At 68.6% G+C, this 3,223-nt stretch carries 4 protein-coding genes; all 4 read right to left on the reverse strand.

Annotated features, from left to right (window positions below; genetic code table 11):
* Positions 1-143 precede the first annotated feature (143 nt).
* Complete coding sequence (locus U9980_RS11065; protein ID WP_322767834.1) at positions 144-1,013, reverse strand: menaquinone biosynthesis protein; 870 nt, start codon at positions 1,011-1,013, stop codon at positions 144-146.
* An 11-nt stretch (positions 1,014-1,024) separates the two neighbouring features.
* Positions 1,025-1,327 carry a hypothetical protein gene (locus U9980_RS11070; protein WP_416210231.1) on the reverse strand — a complete coding sequence of 101 codons (303 nt, stop codon included), beginning with the start codon at positions 1,325-1,327 and terminating at the stop codon, positions 1,025-1,027.
* 63 nt (positions 1,328-1,390) lie between these two features.
* On the reverse strand, positions 1,391-1,717 hold the full coding sequence (locus U9980_RS11075; RefSeq protein WP_322767835.1) for a hypothetical protein: 327 nt from the start codon (positions 1,715-1,717) through the stop codon (positions 1,391-1,393).
* 11 nt (positions 1,718-1,728) lie between these two features.
* A complete protein-coding gene (mqnE, locus tag U9980_RS11080; RefSeq protein ID WP_322748804.1) occupies positions 1,729-2,877 on the reverse strand; it encodes an aminofutalosine synthase MqnE in 1,149 nt (382 codons plus the stop codon).
* Between the last annotated feature and the right edge of the window lie 346 nt (positions 2,878-3,223).

The raw sequence follows: 3,223 nt of genomic DNA on the forward strand, positions 1-3,223 counted from the left end.
CCGGGTGGCTCGTCGACGCCTCCGATACTCGTTGCCATGGTCAGACGCCGGGTCGCCCGGTTCGCACCGGCAACCACACCGAGGACACGTCCGCCCGCGGATCTCTCGCACAGATTTCGCCCGCCCGTGTAAGAGCGACGGCCCTACACGTCGGCGAAGACGATGCGGGCCCGCGGCGGGACGACCCCGCGCGCCGCGGCCCGTCCCGCGAACGCCATCAGACCCTCGAGCTGACGATCTCCCAGGGAGAAGTCCAGGGTCGTGAAATAGCGTGTCAGGGTGGCGGCGTCGAACGCCTCCCAGCGCGCCGCATGCCTGGCCACCGTGTCGAGCTGACGTAGCGCGAGGTCGAGGCTGCCGCGGAAGGCATCGTGAACCTCCTTGACCACACCCGGGTGGGCCTGGGCGAAGTCACGCCGCGCCGCCCAGACCGCGAACACCATCGGCAGCCCTGACCAGTTCCGCCACGCCGCCCCAAGATCGACCACATGGAGCGGATGGGCGCTCCCGGCCCGTTCGGCGTCGTGGACGGCGCGCAGCGCCACATCGCCGATCAGGACGGCGGCGTCGGCCTCGCGCAGCATGAGCGGCAGGTCCGGCGGCATCCTGGCGTAGGTCGGGGCCAACCCCAGTTCGTCCTCGAGCAGGATCTGTGCGAGCAGGACGCCGGTCCGCGACGTGGAACCCAACGCGACCGAGCGGATCCGCTCCAGCGGGACGGCGCTGATCAGCGCGACCGACAGGACGGGGCCGTCGGAGCCGACCGCGATGTTCGGCAGCGCAATAAGATCGTCCGCGTGCCGCAGGTACTCGACGAGACTGATCGGGCCGATGTCGAGGTCGCCGCGCACGAGTGCCTCGTTGAGCCGGTCAGGAGTGTCCTTGGTCAGCTCAACGTCCATGAGCGCGCCGGAGTGCACCAGACCCCAGTAGAGCGGAAGGCAGTTGAGGAACTGGATGTGGCCGACCCGTGGCCGCACCAGCCTCGACCCACCCGCCGGCTCGCCGGTCAACGGATCACCGGTCAACGCAGCCAGCCGCGTCGTTCCTCAAGGGCGCCGAGCACCGCACGGCGCTGGCGAAGCGCCACCGGATAGCTCACGAGCCCACTGAGCACAAAGGCTGCGGCGAATGCCAGGAATCCGTTCACGCCCAGTAGTAGCACCACGGCGAGCACCGCACCAAAAATCACAGCTCGCAATGCGAAGTAGCGAGCGTTGATGGCGAGCAGGCCCGAGCCGGAGGGTGGCGCCGGTGGCGGCAGGCGCGACGGCCACCCGGGCAGCGACCGCCCCGCGCCGTCAGGTGTCCGCCTTCGAAGATCCACGGTATCCTCCCGATCCCTCGTTCCCTCGTCCCCGGACCGGACGACAGACCCCGGTCCGGCACCTCATCTCGGCCGACGGGTCCGACGCCGCACCCAGCCGAGGCGTTGCAACACAGACGGATACAGACCAAGACAGATGAACATCACCAACAGGCCGAGCAGACCGGCCGGGCCGATCGCCAGACCAGCCACCCTCGCCACGGCGTATGCGGCCACGCCCGGGACCAGAATCACCAGGAAGGCCAGCGTGAAGATCGAGCCGATGCCGGCCGATCCCTTCGGTCTGGCCAGGCCCGCAGGCGCGCTCGACCGCGCCGCCTCAGTGTCCGAGGCGGCCGGGGTGTCCAAGGTGTTCGAGGTGTCCGAGGCGGCCGGCCGGTCTGTTTCCATGTCGCGGGACCCTAGGCACCGATCGGCTGCGGAAGATCCCGGCGAGCAGGGTCGGGCCCGTCGAACTCGCGGATCACCCGGTAGCGGGTGTTGCGTTCCACCGGCCGGAACCCGGCGTCCCTGATCACGGCGAGCAGGTCGTCGCGGGTCATCGTGGTGGGCGTCCCGAAACCGTCCGCGTCATGAGTGATCTTGTACTCGACAACCGACCCATCCAGATCGTCCGCGCCGAAGTTCAGAGCAAGCTGGGCCGTGGTCAGGCCGTGCATCACCCAGAAGCACTTGATGTGATCGATGTTGTCGAACAGCAGCCGGGACACCGCGAACGTCTTCAGCGCCTCGGCACCGGTCGCCATCGGCTGGTTCATGAGTCGGTTGCGCGGATCACCGGCCGCGTCGTGCTGGAACCGCAACGGGATGAACACGACGAAGCCGCCGGTCTCGTCCTGCAGCTCGCGCAGTCGCAGCACGTGGTCGACCCGGTGCCGAGGCTGCTCGATGTGGCCGTAGAGCATGGTGCACGGCGTACGCAGGCCCTTGGAATGCGCGATGCGGTGGATACGCGACCAGTCCTCCCAGTGGGTTTCGTGGCCGACGATGTGCTGGCGGACCTCCCAGTCGAAGATCTCCGCGCCACCCCCGGTCAGCGACTCCAGACCGGCGTCGATCAGCTCGTCCAGGATCTCGTCCGCGGGCAGGCCGCTGATCTTCTCGAACCAGTGGATCTCGGTGGCGGTGAACGCCTTCAGCGCCACTCCCGGCAGCGCCGTGGACAGCTCACGCAGCGAACGCGGGTAGTAGCGCCACGGCAGGGTGGGATGCAGGCCGTTGACGATGTGCAGCTCGGTGATGCCGGCAGGCTCCATCTCCCTGGCCAGCCGCACCGCCTCCTCGATGCGCATCGTGTACGCCTCGGCCTCGCCGGGCTTGCGCTGGAAGGAGCAGTAGGCGCAGGACGCCGCGCACACGTTGGTGAGGTTCAGATGCCGGTTGACGTTGAAGTACGTCGCATCGCCGTTCTTGCGGACGCGGACGGAGTGCGCAAGCTCCCCCAGCCAGGCCAGCTCGTCACTGGCGTAGAGGGCCTCGCCGTCGGCGCGGCTGAGCCGCTCGCCGCCGGCGACCTTGGCTTCGATCTCACGCTTGAACCCGGCGTCCATGAAGATGAGCGTAGTCCCGCCCGCTCGCGCAGCCGGCCACCACGTGACGCCCGGCACTGTGACCATCCACCCCGGGCGCTACCCCGCTGCGACGTTCTGTCAAGCACCACCGTGCCGCCGGCAGGAGCAGCCGCGGCGCCCTTCAGGCGCCGGGAGCGTCCGGCCACGCTCTGTGGGAACGATGTGAATCTGGTGTTGTGGTAGGAGCATCAGATTCACATCGTTAGGAGCGCACTGGCAGTAGGGGTGTGGATCAAGAAGCGGAGCTGGGGTGCGTGCACGGCGAGACGGTGGAGGGAGGCACCCTGGTTGTGGGTATCGACCGACCAGCCGGGGACGGGTCAGG

The sequence above is a fragment of the Protofrankia sp. Cr1 genome, assembly GCF_963555865.1.
Taxonomy (GTDB): domain Bacteria; phylum Actinomycetota; class Actinomycetes; order Frankiales; family Frankiaceae; genus Protofrankia.